At 43.5% G+C, this 23,180-nt stretch carries 16 protein-coding genes; 4 read left to right on the top strand and 12 right to left on the bottom strand.

Features of this window, described 5'->3' with window-relative positions; translation table 11 throughout:
* Positions 1 to 258: 258 nt before the first annotated feature.
* Positions 259 to 1,356, bottom strand: coding sequence for an outer membrane protein assembly factor BamC (gene bamC, locus H5123_RS05115; RefSeq protein WP_182697228.1), 1,098 nt, complete (start codon positions 1,354 to 1,356; stop codon positions 259 to 261).
* Between the two features lie 4 nt (positions 1,357 to 1,360).
* Positions 1,361 to 2,245 carry a 4-hydroxy-tetrahydrodipicolinate synthase gene (dapA, locus tag H5123_RS05110; protein WP_124015003.1) on the bottom strand — a complete coding sequence of 295 codons (885 nt, stop codon included), beginning with the start codon at positions 2,243 to 2,245 and terminating at the stop codon, positions 1,361 to 1,363.
* A 282-nt stretch (positions 2,246 to 2,527) separates the two neighbouring features.
* Between dapA and H5123_RS05105 the strand changes: the two genes are divergently transcribed.
* Together H5123_RS05105 and bcp are read left to right on the top strand one after the other, a co-directional pair.
* Entirely contained in the window at positions 2,528 to 3,064 is a 537-nt protein-coding gene (locus H5123_RS05105; RefSeq protein WP_182697227.1) for a glycine cleavage system protein R, read from the top strand.
* An 83-nt stretch (positions 3,065 to 3,147) separates the two neighbouring features.
* The gene (gene bcp, locus H5123_RS05100; RefSeq protein WP_182697226.1) at positions 3,148 to 3,615 is read left to right on the top strand and encodes a thioredoxin-dependent thiol peroxidase; all 468 of its coding nucleotides are present in this window, start codon (positions 3,148 to 3,150) and stop codon (positions 3,613 to 3,615) included.
* Between the two features lie 133 nt (positions 3,616 to 3,748).
* Here bcp and H5123_RS05095 read toward each other — a convergent pair whose 3' ends face one another.
* The 6 genes from H5123_RS05095 to H5123_RS05070 form a co-directional block, all read right to left on the bottom strand.
* Positions 3,749 to 5,902, bottom strand: a complete 2,154-nt coding sequence (locus tag H5123_RS05095) for a sodium:proton antiporter (protein ID WP_182697225.1) — start codon at positions 5,900 to 5,902, stop codon at positions 3,749 to 3,751.
* 434 nt (positions 5,903 to 6,336) lie between these two features.
* Positions 6,337 to 7,506: a 2-methylaconitate cis-trans isomerase PrpF gene (gene prpF, locus H5123_RS05090; RefSeq protein ID WP_124015007.1), complete on the bottom strand. Its 1,170-nt coding sequence runs from the start codon at positions 7,504 to 7,506 to the stop codon at positions 6,337 to 6,339.
* Between the two features lie 78 nt (positions 7,507 to 7,584).
* Complete coding sequence (gene acnD, locus H5123_RS05085; RefSeq protein ID WP_182697224.1) at positions 7,585 to 10,179, bottom strand: Fe/S-dependent 2-methylisocitrate dehydratase AcnD; 2,595 nt, start codon at positions 10,177 to 10,179, stop codon at positions 7,585 to 7,587.
* A gap of 129 nt (positions 10,180 to 10,308) precedes the next feature.
* On the bottom strand, positions 10,309 to 11,433 hold the full coding sequence (prpC, locus tag H5123_RS05080) for a 2-methylcitrate synthase (RefSeq protein ID WP_182697223.1): 1,125 nt from the start codon (positions 11,431 to 11,433) through the stop codon (positions 10,309 to 10,311).
* A 105-nt stretch (positions 11,434 to 11,538) separates the two neighbouring features.
* Positions 11,539 to 12,417, bottom strand: a complete 879-nt coding sequence (gene prpB / locus H5123_RS05075) for a methylisocitrate lyase (RefSeq protein ID WP_182697222.1) — start codon at positions 12,415 to 12,417, stop codon at positions 11,539 to 11,541.
* Between the two features lie 55 nt (positions 12,418 to 12,472).
* On the bottom strand, positions 12,473 to 13,117 hold the full coding sequence (locus H5123_RS05070; protein ID WP_371698450.1) for a GntR family transcriptional regulator: 645 nt from the start codon (positions 13,115 to 13,117) through the stop codon (positions 12,473 to 12,475).
* A 302-nt stretch (positions 13,118 to 13,419) separates the two neighbouring features.
* Between H5123_RS05070 and H5123_RS05065 the strand changes: the two genes are divergently transcribed.
* On the top strand, positions 13,420 to 14,319 hold the full coding sequence (locus H5123_RS05065) for a LysR family transcriptional regulator (protein ID WP_124015012.1): 900 nt from the start codon (positions 13,420 to 13,422) through the stop codon (positions 14,317 to 14,319).
* Positions 14,320 to 14,548: 229 nt separating this feature from the next.
* Here the strand turns inward: H5123_RS05065 and H5123_RS05060 are convergent, their stop codons facing one another.
* The 4 genes from H5123_RS05060 to H5123_RS05045 all read right to left on the bottom strand — a co-directional run bounded on the left by H5123_RS05060 (position 14,549) and on the right by H5123_RS05045 (position 19,807).
* Positions 14,549 to 15,112 carry an LUD domain-containing protein gene (locus H5123_RS05060; protein ID WP_182697221.1) on the bottom strand — a complete coding sequence of 188 codons (564 nt, stop codon included), beginning with the start codon at positions 15,110 to 15,112 and terminating at the stop codon, positions 14,549 to 14,551.
* Position 15,113: 1 nt separating this feature from the next.
* Entirely contained in the window at positions 15,114 to 16,502 is a 1,389-nt protein-coding gene (locus tag H5123_RS05055) for a lactate utilization protein B (protein ID WP_182697220.1), read from the bottom strand.
* A gap of 8 nt (positions 16,503 to 16,510) precedes the next feature.
* On the bottom strand, positions 16,511 to 17,257 hold the full coding sequence (locus H5123_RS05050) for a (Fe-S)-binding protein (RefSeq protein WP_124015015.1): 747 nt from the start codon (positions 17,255 to 17,257) through the stop codon (positions 16,511 to 16,513).
* Positions 17,258 to 18,043: 786 nt separating this feature from the next.
* Positions 18,044 to 19,807 carry a YdiU family protein gene (locus tag H5123_RS05045; protein ID WP_182697219.1) on the bottom strand — a complete coding sequence of 588 codons (1,764 nt, stop codon included), beginning with the start codon at positions 19,805 to 19,807 and terminating at the stop codon, positions 18,044 to 18,046.
* A 1,304-nt stretch (positions 19,808 to 21,111) separates the two neighbouring features.
* On the opposite strand from H5123_RS05045, the gene H5123_RS05040 reads away from it, so the two are divergent.
* A complete protein-coding gene (locus tag H5123_RS05040; protein WP_182697218.1) occupies positions 21,112 to 22,899 on the top strand; it encodes a DUF4209 domain-containing protein in 1,788 nt (595 codons plus the stop codon).
* The last annotated feature ends 281 nt before the right edge of the window (positions 22,900 to 23,180 follow it).

The raw sequence follows: 23,180 nt of genomic DNA, 5'->3' as shown, positions 1-23,180 counted from the left end.
GCGCTTTATGAATATTTTAGGCAGTATTTGAGTAAAAAAAAGTATTACAGCCTGATTGTCGACACATGCTGTGACAAATTGCTTAACATCATGACGCCAGTGATCGGGCTCAAATTTGCAAATTTGCTGCGTTAACTGTCAAAACAACAATTAACAACTTGCCAACGCCTGGACAAAAAATGGTATTGAGGGCTTGTGAAGAGCAAAAAAAAGAGACGCTTTAAGCGTCTCTTTTTTAGTCCAAGCTATGCATGAAACTTAACGAACTTTTCGGTCTTCTTGCATTAAGTCAGAGATAATTTTGTACACTTCAGTAATAGACTCATCAGGAAGAGGTTTATCTTCTGCATCACGAAGTAAAATTTTAGTCTGATTGACATCATCTGTTTCTTTAAGCAATAAACGATAATTGCCTTTTTTCAGTGTTAATTTCTCTTCGCTCCACAACGAGCTCCAGAAACCACCACTTTCTTCTAGATTAATATAAAACAAACCTTGGCTGTTATCGGTATCAACAACATCAAAACCCATTTCCGGTAATACTAAACGCAAACGATCCCATACTGACTTGTAACTTGCGTCAGCTAACCAATAAGCCGCTTCGTCAGTATTTGTGACTAAGTCGACCTTAATCCCAAGGCTTTGCTCAATTCGTGCAGCACGAATCGCTTGATCACGTTTGATGCTCATGTAAGCAATAGCATTATTAAGCATGTCAGTGGTATAACGACGCTTATCTTCACCGCTTAATAAGATTTGCTGATCTTTATCGTCATAGAACTCTTGGTGTTCAATTAAATCTATCGCTACAGTACCTGAACGACCGTGGGGTTTTACGTCTATTTGAAAACGGTAACGCTGACGCAGTTGATACACTTTGTCACTGCTCCACCAATTAGACTCAATGATTTCATCATTTTCAATCCAATCTGTTTCAATAAAACCGGCATTCATATCTTCACTACGAACAGGGATATTGCTCTTCGCTAGATAACCGTTGATAACGTCATAAATTTCTTGTTTTAAATCTGTGGTGCTTTCAATCGATTCAATCACAACACGAATATTGTCACTGCTTTCTTCGATATGAGTACCTTCGGCCATAGGTAACACTTGTAATGGCGCACGGATATCAAGATTTTTACCAACGAGTTGTTTATTGACCTTGTTACTTACCGCAGGAATATCATATTCCTTGCTATAAGTTGGCGTATTTAGCCCTTGTGGGATAGTCAATAATGGTGCAGTTTCAGCATTAATGAAATCATCATTACCATTTGCCTGACGGCGGTCTAATGGCGTAGAGCAAGCTGAAACAGCTGCAACAAGGAGTAACGGAGTGACTTTCTTTAACATGAATTTATTTTACCTCAATATGAGCTTGTTTCATTGTTTCTATTAACAGACCATGAAACTGCTCAGAAAGTTCAGTTAAAGGTAAACGAATGTGGCCATTAGCAATCAAACCCATTCTATGAACAGCCCATTTCACTGGGATAGGGTTGGCTTCACAAAATAACGAGCTATAGATGCCCATGAGTGGTTTATCGATTGATTCAGCTAATTGTGTATTCTTGGCTAACGCAGCATCACACATGGCTTTAAACGCATGTGGAACAATATTATTTGCTACGGAAATCACACCATTACCACCCAACAATAAAAACTCGCGGGCAGTGGCATCATCGCCGCTATAAAGTAAAAAGTCATCACCACACAATTCACGTAAACGTGCCACACGGCTCAAGTCACCAGTGGCTTCTTTTACACCAATAATGTTACTGACACTTGATAACTCAGCCACAGTTTCAGGCTTCATATCAACTGCAGTTCGACCTGGTACGTTATATAGAATTTGAGGAATATCAGTACTTGCCGCAACGGCCGTATAATGGGCAATTAAGCCCTTAGGCGTTGGCTTATTATAATAAGGCGTGACACCCAACATGGCGACAACACCTGATTTTTGCATGGCTTTGGTTAAGTCAATAGCTTCAGCCGTTGCATTGGCGCCATTACCACCAATAACGGCGATACGACCTGCGGCAAACTTAACAGTTTGGCTGACAACAGCGGCGTGCTCTGCCATAGGCAATGTTGCTGACTCACCAGTAGTACCGACCGCGACAATGGCATCAGTACCTTGTTCAATATGAAACTCAACAAGTCGTTCAAGACTTGCATAATCTACTGTGCCATCACTGTTCATTGGAGTGATTAAGGCTACGATGCTTCCGTTTATCATCTATCTTCCCCACGGTTTCAGGATTCGCTATGTTACTGATGCCAACAACTAATGACAAGCTCTTCGGTAACCATAAACTGAAATAAGTCATTTATGCTATTTAATGCACGTAACCTAGCATCTTTAGAGCCATTGCGCTAAAAAATAATCATATTTATGTGAGTGATATAGGTTAGTATATTGAGGTGTTTTAATGAAAAATGATAACATAAACACCCGCACCAAAACTTACATGCTTAGCGTAAGTTTTCGCTCAAAGATATCGACAAGTGAGGAAAATCCATGACCAATTACCTGGTCGTTACGGCAATGGGCGCAGACCGTCCTGGGTTAGTGAGTCGCCTAGCACGTTTAGCAAGTGAATGTGATTGCGATATTGTAGATAGTCGTATGGCATTATTTGGTAATGAATTTACCCTAATTATGATGATATCGGGCTCTTGGACAGCGATAACAAAAATTGAAAGCTTGTTACCGGCATTGAGTGTTGAACTTGAACTCATGACCGTCATGAAACGAACATCAAAACATACGCCGAAAAACTTTGTCTCACGTATTGAAGTCATTTTTAATGGCGAAGACCAACGTGGAACCATGAAGAGTATTACTCAGTTTTTAGCAGAAAGAGGCCTCGATTTAGCGGCCGTCCGCTCCCACGCTGATGATAACGATAGTCTTAAAACCCAGTCGATTTTATTAGCCATTAATATTCCAGAAAAAGTCGACCTATTAAAACTTGAACAGGGTATTCATGAACTGGCAGAATCGATGTCGTTAGAGTGCAGCATTAAGCGTATGCAGGGCATTGCTGCACCTTAATCCAATATTCACATCAGATAGTAGTGAACTTTGTTACTGACATTGACGTAATAAACTCACTTTTATCCGCTAAAGGAAACATGATGAACACACTACAAGTTGGTGATACAGCACCAAAATTTTCATTACAAAATCAAGCTGGCGAAACCATATCTTTGCAAGACGCACTCACCAAAGGCCCTGTCTTAGTCTATTTCTATCCTAAAGCGGCAACGCCAGGTTGCACAGTACAAGCTCAAGGTCTGCGCGATATCAAAGCACAACTTGATGGCTTAAATGTAACTGTTTTTGGTATTAGTCCTGATCCTGTGGCGAAACTGGCCAAATTTGCTGAAAAGCAAGCGCTCAACTTTACTCTGCTAAGTGATGAAGACCATGCCGTTGCCGACGCCTTTGGAGTATGGGGCGAAAAGCAATTTATGGGTAAAATTTATGACGGGATTCACCGTTTGAGTTTTATCGTTGGTACTGATGGCAAAATTAGCCATTTACTCAATAAGTTTAAAACCAAAGATCATCACCAAGTTGTGTTAGACACTCTTGCTCAATAGTGGATTGAGTTAACAGGCCTTAATCGACATTAGCCTGTATCACTCAGTAGACAATAAAAAGGCTTAGCATTTAATTGCTAAGCCTTTTTCGTATTTACGATTAACTCAATGACGACTCAAATAACGCTGAGGCTTAAAGAGTTTTAGGATCTGATTTTTCTTCAGATATAGTGTCAGTCGATTGCGGCTCTTTGTCTGTAGAGGCCGATGCCATGGCAGCTTTGGCTTTCTCATTTGCAGCCAGCTCTTTCGCCAATTCAGAGGTTTCTTGCTTAATCAGTGTCGCCTCCTCCTCGGCTAATAAGCGCGCTTTTTCCTGTTCTTCAAACAGTGCAAGTTCTTCCTCTTTACGGCGGGCTTTTTCAATGGCACGTTGCTCAGCTTCTTGCGCTTCTCGAATAGCTCTTGCTTCAGCTGCAGCTTTGGCTTCTGCCTCTGCTAGAGCTTTCGCTTGGCGATCAGCTTCATCGTCTAATGCACGTTGAATAACCGCCTGATCTTGCGCCTCTTGTGGTAATAAACTAATAAGCTCTATGCCCACTGGCAACACAATAGCTTCAACACCGGATAGCACTTTAACCTTACCTTCTTTGGTTAAATAAACCAGCGGCAAAGCGGTTTCACCATAGCGTTTTTTAAAATGCTCAAAGGTAAAGTTTTCAGTAATGTTGGTAATTTTGAGTACCGCACCTTTTGCCATTAACGTAGCAATTTTAGCGTAAGAAATATTCTCACCAAATAAACATAAACGCTTTAGATAAGATTCAGATAGCTGATGACGCGCACTAGCGCTGTCGGCATTGTTTAAACCATATACTTTTTCAGTGCCCATTAAATCTTGAAAATGAAATGTCACTAAAGGATTTAACTGACGATATGGCGACATCACTAATACTCGGCCAATACCGCTTAAATCCATGTAATTTGAAGCATGCTCCGATGCCGGATTACCAAAATACACAGGAATGTTTTCCATTCGAGCTTGGCGAATACTATCCCAGTTGTTATCAGCTAAAATAACTTTGATATTTTTAGACATTAAAATTGATGCCAATTCACGGGAAAACTTAGATGCACCAAAGATTAATAAGCCTTGGTTAGAACCTTCTTTTACCCCTAAAAACTTAGCCCAACGGCCCGCGGTTAAACTCTGAATAACCACAGTGCCGATAATGATTAAGAACACTAGCGGCACGATTGAACTGGCCCCTTCTAAACCCACTGACTCTAATTTTATCGCAAACAAGGATGAAATCGCTGCCGCAACGATACCGCGAGGGGCAACCCAGCTTAAAAACCACTTGTCATTAGATGATAAATTCGTGCCTAAACCTGAAACCCATATACTCAATGGCCGTGCAATAAACATCACCACCAACAACACGCCAAGGCCACCGAAACCAAGGTCGAGCATAGCACCAGAATCAAGACGCGCCGCCAGTAGGATAAATAATGCCGAAATTAACAGTACTGTAAGGGTCTCTTTAAATTCGAGAATGTCAGCAATATCAACCCCGCGCATATTGGCGAGCCAAATACCCATTACGGTCACAGTTAATAGACCAGACTCTTCCTGAATAATATTTGAACCAACAAAGATACCCAGCATAATGGTAAGTACTGCGGTATTACGTAAATAATGTGGAAACAAGTTCTTACGTATCGCCAGACCGGTTAAATACCCTGCTGCTGCGCCTAAACCAAAACCAAGGAGTAAGGTCAGGCCTAAGGCATTTAATACATGAGTGGTGGGATCGGCAGCCACGGCAATATACTCAAACACCAGTACGGCCAATAGAGCGCCAATGGGATCAATAACAATACCTTCCCAACGCAAAATGCTGGCTAAATTGGATTTGGGTTGCACGGTACGCAACATAGGCACAATAACGGTTGGTCCTGTCACGACCACCAATGCACCAAACAACATGGCTATTGCCCAATCAAAACCGAGCAGATAATGTGCTGCTGGGGCAATACACGCCCAAGTAATGAAAGCGCCAATGGTCACGAGATGCGTCACCATTCGTCCGTGTTCTTTAATTTCTTTAAAGTTAAGTGTTAATGCACCTTCAAACAAGATGACAGCAACACCGAGGGAAATGATAGGAAACAATAAATCGCCAAAAATTTCATCTGGATCTAATATGCCTAATCCGGGCCCGAGTAATAGACCACACAACAACAGTGGTAAAATTGCTGGCAGACGTAATTTCCAACCTATCCATTGACACAAAAGCGACAACACACCGATTAATGCCAGCATGCCTGTAATGTGTTCAACCATATTTGTTTCCTTCTTTTTCGATACACCACAAGATAACATCTATGCAATGCGCTTCACGATCATACGTGAACTGTAATATCCATCAGGCTTAATATTTTATAACCTAACCCAAAAGTTATTCAGATGTTGACGAGTAATCGAAGTCTGAATCTTGTTAATTCACGGCGCCAAAATAGTATCTAGTCAGGCTAACAATACTTATCGTTGTCGTAAATTCAGCATATAACATACTACTTTAACTGTAGGATCAAGCGTTTTTGACGGTCATCACATTTTATACCGATAACAAAGTAACATATTAAGTCTATAATTTAATTGTTAAATTTTTATGTCTGCAAACGATATTAGCTTAATCTTACAGGCTAAATAATCGACAAAAAAGCCTTGGCATGACCAAGGCTTTTTCTATTTGACACAAAACATAGTCATATTGGCTATTGCGGTATTCTTACATTACCTTCCATTAATACTCGAGCACTGCGGCTCATTATGGCTTTTTTAACCTGCCACTGCCCATCAAGCAACTGCGCTTGTGCCCCGACTCTGAGCGTGCCTGAAGGGTGACCAAAACGGACTGCGGTTCTTTCGCCACCGCCAGCAGCTAAATTAACTAAGGTGCCAGGAATTGCCGCAGCCGTACCAATTGCAACAGCAGCAGTACCCATCATAGCGTGATGTAATTTCCCCATAGACAACGCACGTACAACTAAATCAATATCATCTGTGGTCACGGTTTTACCGCTGGAAGAAACATACTCAGCATGCGGTGCAACAAAGGCGACTTTGGGGGTATGTTGACGAGCAGCGGCTTCTTCAATATGGTTAATTAACCCCATTTTAACAGCACCATAAGCTCGAATAGTTTCAAACATGGCTAAGGCTTTATCATCATTATTAATGTCATCTTGTAGTTCAGTGCCAAGATAATTAATGTCAGCAGCATTGATGAAAATGGTAGGAATACCGGCATTAATCATGGTGGCTTTAAACGTTCCCACACCAGGTACCTCAAGTTCATCGACCACATTACCCGTTGGGAACATAGCGCCTTCACCATCTGCGGGGTCTAAAAACTCAACTTGAACTTCAGCGGCAGGAAATGTCACTCCGTCCAGTTCAAAATCGCCCGTTTCCTGCACTTCACCATTGGTTATCGGCACATGGGCAATAATGGTTTTATGAATATTGGCTTGCCAAATCCGCACAACAGCTGTGCCATTGTGTGGCACTCGGCTGGGATCAATTAAACCGTTGCTGATTGCAAATGAGCCAACTGCTGCGGTTAAATTACCGCAGTTACCACTCCAATCGACAAACGGTTTATCAATAGCCACTTGGCCAAATAGATAATCAACATCGTGATCGGCTTGAGTACTTTTAGATAAGATTACCGTTTTACTGGTGCTAGAGGTTGCACCGCCCATACCATCGGTTTGTTTACCGTAAGGATCAGGGCTGCCAATCACGCGCAGCAACAATGCATCACGCGCTGCACCCGCTACTTGGGCCGCTGCTGGCAAGTCAGTTAAGCTGAAAAACACACCTTTACTGGTGCCGCCACGCATATAGGTTGCGGGGATCTTTATTTGTGGTAAATGTGCCATAACTTCATCCTATTATAAAACATAAAAATCGGTAGCTTATGCGTTATAAACTACCGATTAAGCTAGACGAATATGAGGCTAGTTAGCCACTTCATTGGCTAAAAAGTCTTGCGCAAAACGTTGTAATACACCGCCAGCTTCATAAATCGACAGTTCTTCAGCCGTGTCGACACGACACTTCACCGCAATCGTCACTTGCTCACCGTTTTTACGCGTCATGATCACATCTAACATAGCACCCGGCTTACGCTCGCCAACCACATCATAGGTTTCTGTGCCATCAATCTGATAAGTATGACGGTTATGACCTGCTGTGAATTCAAGCGGTAACACGCCCATACCGACTAAGTTGGTACGGTGAATACGCTCAAAACCTTCAGCAACAATCACTTCAACACCCGCAAGGCGCACGCCTTTTGCTGCCCAGTCACGAGATGACCCTTGGCCATAATCAGCACCAGCAATAATAATCAGTGGCTGTTTACGCTCCATATAGGTTTCAATGGCTTCCCACATGCGAGTGACTTTGCCTTCTGGCTCTAAACGCGCCAGCGATCCTTGTTTCACTTTGCCGTTTTCCTGCACCATTTCGTTAAACAGTTTTGGATTGGCAAATGTCGCACGCTGGGCGGTTAAGTGATCGCCTCGGTGAGTGGCATAAGAGTTAAAGTCTTCTTCCGGTAAACCCATTTTATGTAAATAGGCGCCTGCTGCACTGTCGAGCATAATCGCGTTTGATGGCGATAAATGATCTGTGGTGATGTTGTCGCCCAATACCGCTAATGCGCGCATACCTTGCATCGAACGCTCACCCGCTAAGGCTCCATCCCAATAAGGTGGACGACGAATATAAGTGCTTTGTGGACGCCATTCATATTGTGGATTAACGTGACTGCCATATTCTACTTTGATGTCAAACATCGGCTCGTACACTTTACGGAACTGTTCAGGTTTAACGCTAGCTTTAACAACCGCATCGATTTCTTCGTCGGTAGGCCAAATATCTTTTAATGTGACCGCTTGACCTTGGTTATCAATACCTAAGATATCTTTTTCAATATCAAAACGAATGGTACCGGCAATCGCGTAAGCTATCACTAATGGCGGTGAGGCTAAAAATGCTTGTTTAGCGTATGGGTGAATACGTCCATCGAAATTGCGATTACCCGATAACACAGCCGTTGCGTATAAATCACGATCAATCACTTCTTGTTGAATAACCGGATCGAGTGCGCCACTCATGCCGTTACAAGTGGTACAGGCAAAGCCGACAATGCCAAAACCTAAGTTTTCGAGCTCAGGTAACAAGCCCGCTTCTTCTAAATATAACTGCACCGCTTTAGAGCCAGGCGCAAGCGATGATTTCACCCAAGGTTTACGTAATAAACCACGTGCATTGGCATTTCGTGCTAATAACCCCGCGGCAATCATATTGCGAGGGTTGCTGGTGTTAGTACAGCTAGTAATGGCGGCAATAATCACGGCACCATCGGGCATTTTACCTGGCTCGTTTTCAACTACGCCGCTAATGCCGCGAGCAGCAAGCTCAGAGGTTGGAACCCGAGAATGCGGATTTGAAGGACCGGCAATGTTACGGCCAACCGATGACAAATCAAAGTGCAGAACACGCTCATACACAGCATTCGTTAAGGTATCAGCCCATAAGCCGGCTTGTTTGGCGTAGGTTTCGACTAATTTAACTTGTGCGTCTTCACGACCGGTTAATGTCAAATAATCAATGGTTTGCTTATCGATATAAAACATCGCCGCGGTGGCACCGTATTCAGGTGTCATGTTGGTAATGGTGGCGCGATCGCCCAAGGTTAAATGGGTGGTACCTTCACCATAAAACTCAAGATACGATGACACGACTTTTTGCGCCCGTAAGTATTCGGTTAAAGCTAATACAATATCGGTAGCGGTAATGCCTGGTTGTGGTTTACCGGTAATTTCAACACCAACAATTTCCGGTAAACGCATGTAAGATGCACGGCCGAGCATCACGCTTTCCGCTTCTAAACCACCTACGCCAATGGCTATAACACCTAACGCATCTACATGAGGTGTATGGCTGTCGGTGCCGACTAGGGTATCAGGGAACGCCACACCATTTTGAGCATGCACCACTGGCGACATACGTTCTAAGTTAATTTGATGCATGATGCCGTTACCCGGTTGGATAACATCAACATTTTTAAACGCCGTTTTAGTCCAGTTGATAAAATGAAAACGGTCTTCATTACGACGGTCTTCAATTGAGCGGTTTTTCTCAAACGCGTCTTTATCAAAGCCGGCATGTTCTACCGCTAACGAATGATCGACAATCAATTGAGTCGGTACAACAGGGTTAACCTTTGATGGGTCACCGCCTTTTTCTGCAATGGCATCACGTAAACCGGCTAAATCAACTAAAGCGGTTTGACCTAAAATATCGTGACACACCACGCGAGCGGGATACCACGGAAAGTCGAGGTCATTTTTACGCTCAATCAGCTGTTTTAACGAATCAGTCAACGTCTCTGGCGCACAGCGACGCACTAAGTTCTCGGCAAACACGCGAGAACAATAAGGCAGTTTGGCATAAGCGCCCGCCTCAATGGCATCAACGGCTTCTTCGGTATCAAAGTAGTCTAAAGTTGTGCCGGGTAAAGGTTTACGATAATCAGTATTCATAGTAAGACCCACAGTAAATTTGGTGATCGGTGAGCGGTTGTTGATATCAGCTAAGTTAAGACATCACCGCATTTGATATGCGTTAATTGAAAAAAGCCGAGCCATCATATTGATACTCGGCTAATCAGATTAACGTTGGCTGATAGCAACCACTTTACGTGGCTCACTACCAACATAATCAGCACTTGGACGAATAATGCGATTGTTCGAACGCTGTTCCATTACGTGTGCCGCCCAACCTGTTAAACGTGAACAAACAAAGATTGGCGTAAATAACTTAGTTGGAATACCCATAAAATGATAAGCAGAAGCATGGAAGAAATCGGCATTACAAAATAGCTTTTTGGTGTCCCACATAAACTCTTCACAGGCGACAGAAATGTCATATAAAGATGTATCACCGTTTTCATGAGCCAATTTTTCAGACCATGCTTTAATGATCACATTACGTGGATCTGACACGCTATAAATAGCATGACCAAAGCCCATGATTTTTTCTTTGCGTTCAAGCATCAAGGCCATTTGCACTTTAGCGTCGGCAGGCGAGCTAAATTTTTGGATCATCTCCATCGCCGCTTCGTTAGCACCACCGTGCAGCGGGCCGCGTAATGAACCAATCGCGCCAGTCACACACGAATACATATCTGATAAGGTTGATGCACATACGCGCGCAGTAAAGGTAGATGCGTTAAACTCATGCTCTGCATAAAGAATCAACGACACATCCATTACACGGCGATGTTGCTCTGACGGCGTTTCACCACGAAGTAACTTAAGGAAATGGCCACCAAGAGAGTCTTCATCTGTAGTGCAATCAATTTCAACACCGTCATGGCTGTAACAGTACCAATAACACATGATAGCTGGGAACGCGGCAAGCAAGCGGTTCGAGGCCTTATGTTGCTGAGTAAAATCAACTTCTGGTTCAAGGTTACCTAAAAACGAGCAACCTGTTCGCATCACGTCCATCGGATGTGCATCAGCAGGGATCAGTTTTAATACGGCTTTAAGGGCAGCGGGTAAATCACGCTGCGCTTTCAATTCGGCTTTATAAGCACTTAATTGTGCTTGAGTCGGCAATTCACCATTAAATAACAAATATGCGACTTCTTCAAAGGTCGCATTATCGGCTAAATCTGATACATCGTAACCGCAATAAGTCAGACCTGAACCTGATTTACCCACAGTACATAATTTAGTTTCGCCAGCACTCTGACCGCGTAATCCTGCGCCTGATAATTTCTTGTCAACCATGATCTCTTCCTTATTGTGCTTGTCGCGATTGAGCAGTACTTAATCGCGATTGTAGGGTATTTTTATTTTGATTATAAAAGCAGTCCACACTCTTAGAGTGGCTGGCTATTTGTTTTTGCCTTCGGCAAATAGGCTGTCTAATTTTTGTTCATAATCGTGGTAGCCTAAATAGTCATACAAATCCATCCGCGTTTGCATGGTATCAACCACCGCTTTTTGGTCGCCATCAACTAAAATAGCGCTGTAAACATTTTCGGCTGCTTTATTCATCGCACGGAATGCGCTCAATGGGTACAACACCATAGATGCGCCCCACTCGCCTAATTGCTGTTTATTCCACAGTTCAGTTTGGCCAAACTCGGTAATGTTAGCCAAAATAGGCACATCAAGTGCTGCTGCAAAAGCACGATAATGCTCTTCGGTTTTAATTGCCTCAGCAAAAATACCGTCAGCACCCGCTGCAACATAGGCTTTAGCACGTTCAATTGCTGCTTCAAGGCCTTCTTGAGCAAATGAGTCTGTGCGCGCCATAATGAAAAAGTCAGGATCTGTGCGGGCATCAACAGCCGCTTTAATGCGGTCAACCATTTCTTCTACGGGGACAATTTCTTTATTAGGACGATGACCACAACGCTTTTGCGCCACTTGGTCTTCCATGTGCACAGCGGCTGCGCCCGCTTTTTCCATATCACGAATGGTTTTGGCAATATTAAATGCCCCGCCCCAACCAGTATCAATGTCCACCAGCAAAGGTAAATCACAAGCAGATGTAATACGTTGCACATCAACCAACACATCATTTAACGATGTCATGCCTAAATCAGGTAAACCATAAGAGGCGTTAGCCACGCCACCACCGGATAAGTAAATGGCTTGATGGCCAATTTGCTTAGCCATCATTGCTGAATAAGCATTAATGGCACCCACTATTTGCAGTGGTTTGTTATTGGCTAATGCTTGACGAAATTTTTTACCTGCACTCATGATATTTCCCTCTCTGCAATAAATACTGTAAACGCGAAACGCTACAGAATAGTCGTTACGATAATTTATGTTCGATACTATTTTTAGAATACAAAATATGGCGGCGCATCAGCATTTCGGCTAATTCTGCGTCACGATTTAAAATGGCTTGAACAATATGTTTGTGTTCATCATAAGCAGTCGTTACACGCGGACCCGCCATGCCAAGTTGCACTCGATACATGCGTACCAAGTGATAAATGCCATCAAATAGCATTGAAATTAGGTGTTTATTTTTACTGCCTAAGATGATGCGGTAATGAAAATCTACATCGCCAGCTTCTTGATAATAAGACTCGCCACCTTTGACCTCGTCAAAGTGAGATTGCAATAACTGGTTTAAATCGGCTATTTCATCGTCGGTCATGTTCTTTGCCGCTAACCGTGCTGCCATTCCTTCAAGTGATTCACGCACTTGGTATAATTCGATAAGTCCCTGAGGTGACAAGGCTACGACTCTGGCACCGACGTTCGCTTTACGCTCAACAATATGGCACGACTCTAAGCGATTAATGGCTTCACGGATCACCGCACGGCTGACGGCATACTTTGTCGACAATTCAGTTTCACTCAACTTAGAACCCGCTGCAATACGACCTTCGACGATATCGTCTCTTAGGGCTATAAAGGTCTTATCTGCTGAAGTAATCGGCTGGATCATGCTCATACCTTGAATATAAAATGGGATAACTCAAAACAAGTTGTCGACAATATAGCACCTTTAAGACGTATAACAACCCCAAAATAGACTTTTTGTCGACAATAAATAAAATCCCCTCCTAAAGTGTTACCTATCACTAATTTATGCAATCACTCGGTAATGCCTTAAGTCAGCCCATGCTAATATTAGCCAAAATGGCATTATTGATATCAATATGATGCCCAGATGCTCACCCAACTGTCCGTTTTACTCAATGCTGAGCAAACAATGGATAAGTCGAATAATAAAATAAGGGTTTCTTAATGAGCCAACATTTAGCCTGTCATCTTGAATTGATCCATCTATTTGTTCACGTGGTCAATGCCGGAGGGTTTTCGTCTGCTGCGCAAGAATTACAGTTACCTATTGCCACCGTTAGTCGCAAAATCAGTAAACTAGAACAGAGCCTTAATACTCAGTTAATTATGCGCAGCACACGTAAACTGCGATTAACAGAAGAAGGCGGAGCGTTATTCGACCGTTATCATCATGTGGTGGCACAGTTCGATACGATTTGTGGCCAAGCACTCAATGAACCCCAAAGCACTTTGCGGATATCAACACCCGTCTCTATTACCTCGATGATCTTAATTGAAGCGATTAATGACTTTTCAAAACAACATCCGCACATTCAACTGCATATCACCCAAAATAACAGCACCATTGATTTAATCGATGAAGGTGTCGACGTCGCGATAGTAGGTGGTGCGCAACCAGACTCATCTTGGGTGTCAACATCATTAGGGGTGTTGAACTACGGACTCTACGCATCGCCAACTTATGCCAAGCAACTGATTGAACTACAGCACCCGCAGCAGCTGGTTGATTACCAATTAATTAAAGTATGGCCACTGTTTAACTGGAGCTTAAAACATTGCGACGGTGAGCAATATTATTACGATGGACCGGCAAAGTTAACTTTAGGTGATTTACACGGCGCAGTGCGGGCAGCCGTTGGTGATGGCGGGATTTTATACGGACCTGAGTTATTCGTTAAACAACAGCTTTTACACGGTGAGCTGATCACAGTATTACCACAATGGGCCGGCGAGCATCGCCGTATCAGCATCTTGTATCATCAACGCCGACAACAGCCATTAAAGGTAAAATTGTTTATTGAGTTTCTGCAGCAGCGAGCCGCGAGTATTTTCGACTATTTTTAAGCTGTACTTGGGTTTAACTACTTGGAATGATTGAACGCTTTTATAAGGCAGTGGATGGCTATTTTTACTGATTTGAGTTGCGGTTTTTGCTGTTGCAATGGCTTGATGATATCGATTCAATCTGACAAACAGTTACAGTGATGCCACTGACTTAGTCAATGGCATCACGGCAAGCTAGTGTTAATGAGTCATGAGTTAAACATTACTCACGACTCTTGGCTCATATAAATTAATACAAATACACATTTAAGCTACAGGCACCATGAGCGCCCACCACTAATGCTTGCTCAATATCAGCCGTTTTAGACGGACCCGATATAAATAATCCTAAATCACCTTGTTGCAGCGATACCTGTTTAACGGCTTGATGCATATTGGCGACAATATTGTCTTTGGATAATGCCAAGATCAGGTTTTCGCAAATAAATGGCGTCACTCTATGACTCGGTTGATTGACCCAAATCGCGCCGTTTTCGGCCACACCGAGATCGCCTGGAATCACAGCATAATCAATATCCGCTAAAAGATGCGCAGTTGTTGGCACTGAACGATTACCTTTAATGCCCTCAATTAATGATATCACCTGCATATTTTGCTTTATCAGATCATCTACAGCTTGCTGGAGCGAGGCTAAACCGCCGTCAGTGTGAAGCGTAGCTGCAACAGACTGTAAACTGGCATTAAACTGGCCGACAAGATCATCATTATTTGCCACAACATCGATCTCAGGCATGGCATGATTATCCAATGCCGACTGTGATAATGCTGATAAAATGGTTTGTTTACTCGACATATTAACGTCTCCGATTATTGTTATACCAGCTAGCAAAGCTTGATTCTGGTGCCACTGGTAATTCGCGATACTTACCCCATGCACCACTAAATGGCTTAAGTAAACTCCCCGGTAACACCCGTAAGGCTAACCTTGCTGCCGACATAGAGGTATTCATTAAGGTTTCACTGGCCATAAAGCGCCCCACTAACGGCATATAGCCACCTTTTCCGTAAGGCAAAGTCTTAGCCTCGGCTTTTAAACGACGATGATGAGCAATAATCTTATCTAATGGCACCATTGTTGGACACACATAGGTACAACTACCGCACAAAGTACATGCCCAAGGGATAGAGTTGGTATCATCATGCTTAGCCCCCACAGCAATGCCAATAGGACCAGGAATCGTATAGTTATAGCTATACCCACCTGAACGGCGATATACCGGACAAGTATTTAAACAGCCGCCACAACGGATACACTTTAGCGATTCGGCTAAAATTTTATCCTTCATCATCTCAGTACGGCCATTATCAACAATAATCACATGCATCTCGCCGCCATCTTGCGGACCGCGATAAAATGAAGAATAAGTGGTGATCGGTTGCCCAGTGGCATTTCGGGCTAAGGTGCGCAATAACACCCCAGCAGAATCCATATCAGGCAGTACTTTATCAATGCCCATTGAGTGCAGTTGCAGCTTAGGTAAGTTAGCGCCCATATCAGCGTTACCTTCGTTGGTGCACACCACAATAGCGCCTTGATCGGCAATCGCCATATTCACCCCCGTCATGGCCGCATCGGCACTGAGGAATTTCTCTCTCAAATGCGCACGAGCAGCACGGGTTAAATATAAGGGATCCGACTCACCAGCCTTAGTGCCTAATTGTTGGTGAAATAACTCACCCACTTCTTCTTTTTTCATGTGAATGGCCGGCACCACAATATGCGAAGGTGGCATATGTGCTAGCTGTATAATCCGTTCACCTAAATCGGTATCAACCACTTCAATGCCGTGACGTTCTAGATACGGATTCATATGGCATTCTTCAGTTAACATCGACTTAGACTTAACCAGCTTCTTAACCTGATGTTGAGCTAAAATACCGTGGACAATTTCATTATGTTGCTGGGCATCTTTAGCCCAATGCACTTTAATACCATTACTAATGCATTGTTGTTCAAATTGTTCAAGGTACTGCGCTAAATGGCTCAAGGTGTGCAGTTTAAGCTGTGAGCCTAGCAGCCTTAGTTGCTCCCATTCAGGTAAACTGCCCGCGGCACGATCACGTTTTTCACGTAATGCCCACAGGGCTTTAGAATGCCAATCAACTCTGGTTTCATCGCGACAAAAAATATCAGCTTTATGGGCATGCACCTTAGAACCCGATGCGGTATATAGTTCGGACATAGTGGCTCCTAAAGTGCGTCATTAATGATTTGGGCAATGTGACGGGTTTCTATCGGTAATTGTTGGCGGCGGATCATGCCATCTAAATGCAATAAACATGAGGGATCAAACCCTACTGCATATTTAGCACCGGTTGCGGCGTGCGCTTGGGCTTTATCTTTACCCATTTTGGCTGACACAGCACCTTCATCAACCGCAAATGTACCACCAAAGCCGCAACACTCATCAATACGTGCTGGGTAGACAATTTCAAGCCCGGCAATGTTGCCCAGTACCGCTTCTACTTTGTTAAAGCGTTGTTTGCCCATTTCTTCCGTGGGCGTGGCTAAATTAAGCATACGGATACCATGACAGCTCATTTGCAGACTTATTTTAGCTGCCACGGGACGCTTAAAGGATTTAATCGGAGCAACGTCATGTAGAAATTCGGTCAACTCATAAAGCTTATTAATCACATCTTGAGCTTCTTTGCTGCCATCAAACTCATGGAAGTTTTCTTTCGCAGCGACTAAGCAACTGGCTGCAGGACAAACAATGGCGTCGCACTCAACCCCTTTGAAGGCATTGAGTAATTTAAGGGTAGTATTTTTAGCTTCGTCAAAACAACCTGAGTTTGTCATTGGCTGTCCACAACAGGTTTGTCCTGCAGGGAAAAAAACCTCATGACCCAATTTTTCTAATAATGTCAGGGTTGCGATGGCCACTTCTGGCATCATTTGGTTGACTAAACAAGGTATAAATAATGCTATTTTCATAAGCGATGTATCCCCAAAGCGTTATTAAACATGGCACTCAATCAACACTTATTGATTCAATGTCATGACTAACGACTCATAATCGTGCAACCAATGTATGCCAATATCCTTACAATATGTAGTGCTTATTTAGTAAATATCGCCGCAGACTTTTCCATTTTTGATAGCAAGATTATTTTGATGATTCTCAGAGGCAGAGTTTTGATACTGAAGGATTAAATCGTGATGATAAATATCTTACATTTCATTGCATACACCAGGCTAATACCTATGCATAGGAGGATTAATAGACAATGCCTGCGACAATGTGTCGCAGTTTGGACTTTATTGATTGCCACAATCGCAGCGATTAAGCACACTGAATTTACTGAATGACGTCAATGAGATCCCCTGTTAAGAATGATCCATTAACTCATGACGTTAATCCATTTTGATACAACACGTTAGCATTGTTTGATTGCATACTTTGAGGTTTCAATCAAATGTCTACACAATGCATGTGTAACTTTACTCAGTGTTTATTTGCTATGGGAATGGGGATAAATACTGGGTAAAGGTATCACTTTTAATCTTATTAAGATTGTAGGGCCTCTATCAATAGAGGCCCTTTTTTTATGACCTGTGGCCACTAACCTAGTGACGCTTGATTTTGCCAGACAGAAATAGCTAACTGCCGAGCTGCACCGAAAATGGGACCCACAACAAGCCCTGTTACTGATCAAATCATTGCCAGCCAGCCCATGTAAATAGAATCATTTAGACAGGCGGTGACAATAGCCTAAAAAATCACGATGAACAGCTCAAATGCGAGCAACCACCAACACCAAAGAATTCAGATGCCTTGGTTCGATAGTATTTGTCCTCAACTTGCTGGGACTGCTCTGCGTAAGGGTGGGTCATAACAGCCTGCAATTCTCTAACCGGTGCATAATTACCGACGCTGGCTTGCTGATAAGCAGGCACTAGCAACCACTCGCGCAAGGTATATTTAGGGTTAACAGCCTTCATCTGTGCAGAAATCTCATCACGACTGCGCGCCTGCGTATTTGTGTCACCTGTACTGCCAACCTCAGAGCTGTCAACCACAGTACTGTCGAGCAGAGATTGCCATTGTGTCAGCCAAGCTGACCAGCGCTGCTCAAGTCCTGCGGGGGCTTGTGCTAAGTCTCGGTAGAAACTTTTTTTCAGTGGGCCAATATCATTCGGTAACGCCGAAAGCTCGCGGAAAAACAGAGTGTAATCCACTGGTGTTTGCAGCATGAGCGTTTCAAGTTCATCAAATAGCGCCGCGTTAAAAGTGCCAAGCCCAAGTTTGGCGGCCCACATCTGCTCCATTTTTGCTTGCATCTCGGCCGAAAAACCATTAACCAGCTGTTGCAGCTGGTCGATATAATCTGGCTCAGACGCCAGTAATGGGCTTAATGCTGTGCAAAACATCAAGAAATTGCGTTCCGCTGCCACACCTTGATTAAGAAATGCAAAGTGCTGTCCGCCACCTGTCCAAGGCTGATATTGCGGGTTAAACACATCACAAAATCCGAATGGACCATAATCCAGTGTAAAGCCACCTGCGGCACAGTTATCGCTGTTGAAGTTGCCCTGACAGTAGCCGACACGGATCCAGTTCGCTATCAATGAAGTTAAACGACTTCGGAACTCGCCCGCCAGCACCAATACCTTTTCGGCATTGGTGAGTAGCGGATCGATAACATCAGCGTATTCTCGATCAACTAAATGCAGCATCAGTTGTTCAAGCTCTGCCATCGCTTGTGGGTGTTCTTGTTTGCGAGCGCGGCGACCAAATAGCTCAAGCTGGCCGACCCGAATGAACGAGGGTGCCACACGAGTTGAGATAGCCACAGCCTCGGTGATCATTTGGTCAGGATCTTGTGAGTTAGAGCCCTCGGAATACCACGGCCGCTGGACCGTCTCAGTTTTAGACACATACAAACTTAGCGAACGTGACGTTGGCACACCAAGCGCGTGCATGTGTTCCTGTGCGAGGAACTCCCGCACACTCGATCGCAATACAGCACGGCCGTCAGCGCCGCGACAATATGGCGTACGACCTCCCCCTTTAAGCTGCATTTCCCAACGTTTGCCTTTGATGACAGCCTCAAGCACCGAAACCGCACGACCATCGCCGTAGCCATTGCCCGTTCTGAACGGACATTGCTGGATGTATTCGGTGCCGAAGATTGACAGTGCATAGCCACACGCCCAACCGACCTTGCGCATAGGCTCTGGAACCTGCGAAATATCGCCAGAGAACAAGCTAATAAAATCGGCAGACTGCGCCATGCTGTCTGCAAAACCCAACTCACTAAAAAAGCGTTGGCTGTGTGCTACGTACTCAGGGTTTTCAATAGGCGTCGGCTTAACAGGGACATAGTGCCCCGAAAACACTTGTCGTGCTCTATGGTCGTCGCCATTTGTTGTTGCGTCAGGATCACTATTAAGCGTGTCCATCAAAGAGTAATTGGCCAATTTAGCAAGATCGTCAACTGTCTCGACAGTTGCGGATGTATGCTGGGACAGTTGCTTAGTCATAGGGATACCTTATTGATTAAGTAGAAGGGCTATTCCCCGCTGCGTGATATGTCGTATCGATGATTGTTCAATGTGTTCGATGTCTGGAGTCGAATCATTTCATCCTTTGATGTCGAAGGCCTGCGCAGGGTAATTTGAAAGAGCCTGAGAGAAACGGAAACAACCCGCATCCATGGTAACTTCTGCTTATAATAATGGAAAGCTTAGCTTGCTGAATCTGTAAAATCGATAGCTTGTAATAGGTATCTATTCTGACTTATTGCCTGCGGCCACTAACGTCGGGCGCTTCGCCCATACCGAGTTATCAAACTTCGTTTGAATTAAGATCGCAAGGTTCCACCCTACACCGGCCAATTCTTTTATAAACAGCAATCTGCCCTTTGCTGTTTATAAAAGAATTGGCCCCTGCCGTTCCGGCAACATTTTAGCTATCTAAAAAACAACAGCTGCGAAAAAATTGCGACGGAAATAAGTTTGGCTTTTAACTTTGATTTGTAACCTTCTTAGGCCCATCTTGTCATAAAGAGTAAAAATGCTAACGCTTGCGATGGGAATCTGATGTGAATGGATTCACGAATGTCGTGGTGGCATGGAAGGCAAAGAACGACCTGTACAGCGAAAACTAGCCTGATGTCCTGTCAGGCTCACGCATTCTGTTATAAAGAGTCTTCAACGGCCTCAAGTTCAGAGTTGAATGTGTACTTTAAAAGCCAAAAATCTAACTCATCTTTGCCCCGAAGTTTGTTAGCCTTTGAATGAAGGTTTGGTATTTTTTATGTTTGGTTGAACCGTGTTTGGATGAGTGGATATTGGTAAAATGGGTTTGAAGCTTGTAGCTTCAATGCAGTCAATCACCTGCTATGAGCTTATGTGCAGATACTGCTTCGGGACGCTTTACGCCATCTATGGCCGCTTAACGAAAACGTCCCTGTTTTCGATACCCTCAGTCGCATCTGCACTGGTTCATGCTATCTCTTCGATTTAGCATCATTTGGTACGAATGTTAAGTTAACAGCTAACTTGGTTTTGCCCCAAAACGATTTAGAGCTCTGAAGCATAGAAAGCTATTCGTTTGTAAATTGCGATATTATTTCTAATCCATCAATACAAACAAGTTTTTCCTAAGTATGTGGAGTTTCAAAGGTTCAGTACGTTGAGAGCAATATCAGCTGTTTAGGTGCTGCGCTTCACGCACCACAGGAACAAGATGATGCATTACCACGAATGAATTGATCGTGACGGAAAGCAAAGAGTCGGTACAATACAAACGATAAAATGTATAAAAAACAAATACCGAGGTGCAAATGTCTTTCCAAGAAACTGTCGTGACTTTAGAGGAATTACAGCAATTAGACCTTGCTGCCCTATTCTCTGAAATCAAAGAAAACACCTACACGAACATTGAGTCAGCCTTTACTTCTAAAAAAGACTCTCCAGCTGCACAGCTACTTGCTGCCGCCTGCTCGATGCACTTCAATCCCAAAGATTCAAGAGCACCTTTCTCACCAAAATTTGTATTCGAAGATCGCAGAGGTTTGATTGCTAGTGATTTTAGCAAAGAATCTTTGACTGCTATTAAGGATTTTTGCGATCAAGTTGAAAACCATGAATTGAGAGCTAGATTGGCTGATATTGCATGGATAACTAAATCAGGATCAGTTGAGCATGCTTACATGGCAATTGAAGCTTACCTAGAGTCAGCAAAAGAACTTACACAGTCTTCCGACTCATGGGTTATCCCATACGAAAGAATTGAGCGAGCTTTGCGCCTTAGCTGCTTCTTCAGAAGAGAGAACCAACGGCCAGACCTTTTTCAAAGTGTCTCTGATTACCTACTAGAAGAATACGAATACCATAAAGGAGAAGTGCGCTCTTACTACTCTTTGAAATTACTATCACTATGCCTTGAGTGTGGAATCAACGAGAGCAATTGGATTTTCGATGAAGCAACTCAATTGGCTGCCGCCGCATTAGAAGTCGCTGACTTTAACTTATCAATAAGTGCATACGAGGTCGCATTGGATGCCGCCAATTCCTTGCGAGAAAAACAAAAAAAAATCGACACTTGGGAGGCTATTTCCAATTGTCATGAGAAAGCAGCAGAAAAAGGCCCGACTGGAATGTTTGCTGCGGGACGATTGCTAAAAGCCGTCGATGCTCTTGCAAAAGTGCCAGGAACTAAAGACCGACGCTTAGCGCTTTATGAAGAAATGAGAGAGCAACAAATTGAGTCATTGCACGATCTAAATCTGATGGTCTCTGAGCCTCAGGATATAAGAGAGTTGGTCCACAATGCCGTTGCTCGTGTACAAAGCAAGGATTGGTTCGACGCTCTGTTTAGGCTAGGAACAATAGCGTCTCCCGTTCAAATGCAGCCATTGAAAGAGCAAGCATTAGAGCAAATGCGCTCTAGCTTTGCATGGATGTTTGGTACAACACATATGGATCACGAGGGGATGACTACAGCTGTTATTCCGGCTAGCCTTGGGATAGAAGAAGACGAAAAAGGCTTACAGTGCTGGTCAATCATGATGCGTAATATTGGAATACATCATCAATTGTCAGTAGAAGGGCAAATTTTCCCTGCTATGAATGAAGTTAGTGCCAAGTACAACATCAATGAGTTGGCACTAGAACATATTTGTCATAACCATCCTTTTATTCCCGACGGTCATGAAGAGTTCTTCGTTAAAGGTTTATTGGCAGGCTTCAATAGAGACTTTATGACTGCATGTCACTTACTAGTGCCGCAAATTGAAAACTCTCTTCGCTACCTAGCAAGACAAAGAGGAGAAGAGCCTTCTACATTGCATGGCGATGGTTCTCAAGAGAGAAGTGGCATAAAAGCATTGCTAGGCCACCAAGCCATTATAGATACGCTTGGTTCTGATATTACAAGTAACTTGCAAGTGATCCTGTTAGATAAAATGTACGGAGACCTCAGAAACCAGCTATCGCATGGGTATGTGCCTGCATCAAACTATTGGGGAACTGCTCCGAAGTATTTATGGTGGCTTGTTCTTCACATTTTAATGCTGCCTCTCGCGAGGCATTGGAAAGAAAACTACAAAGTAGAAGAGTCTGTTGAGTAATCTAATGCGCAAAGGCGTACACAAAGCCATTAAGGGGAAGTATTGTGCGTTTATAATATAGTTTGATATTTTTTGGCGCTTTTGATGAGGAAGCGTATTAAGGACTAACACATTTCTGCCCCAAAGTTTGTTGGCTTTCGAATGAAGGTTTGGCATTTCTGTATTTACTTGAGTAGTGTTGGATAGGATTGGTTAATTGGGTTTGAAGGTCGAACTTTCATTGTTACTGATCGCCATTCCGGCGGGGAATTTGTAAGCACTCTTTTGGAACGCTGTGAATA

This window comes from Shewanella sp. SR43-4, assembly GCF_014163845.1.
Classification (GTDB): Bacteria; Pseudomonadota; Gammaproteobacteria; order Enterobacterales; family Shewanellaceae; genus Shewanella; species Shewanella vesiculosa.
This window is presented reverse-complemented; position numbering and strand designations above follow the sequence as displayed.